1 pseudogene is annotated in these 243 nt (G+C 63.8%); it reads left to right on the top strand.

Annotated elements, in window-relative coordinates:
• Positions 1-243 (top strand): annotated as a pseudogene (locus tag GTW08_RS21655) (hypothetical protein); the annotation flags it as partial.

The raw sequence follows: 243 nt of genomic DNA, 5'->3' as shown, positions 1-243 counted from the left end.
TTCCGCGACGTCGCCGCCGACCAGTTCCGCATCCATATCCGCAAGCCTTGGCTGCCCCGTTCGGGCTCGATGGTGAACCGCAAGGCGTTGACGTCGGCGGTGCTCGACAGCCGCAAGCATATCAACAAGCGCGCGTATCAGGATGACCGCGTCCTTAACCCCGACGGCACGCGCATCGCTGTCAGCGCCGGCCCACACTTCAACGATCACCGGCTGATCTACGACGTGCTGAACAAGGCGCTC

It is taken from the genome of Pseudonocardia sp. SID8383 (assembly GCF_009864975.1).
Lineage (GTDB): Bacteria > Actinomycetota > Actinomycetes > Mycobacteriales > Pseudonocardiaceae > Pseudonocardia > Pseudonocardia alni.
Note: the sequence above shows the minus strand (reverse complement) of the source record. Positions and strands in the feature narration are given on the sequence as shown.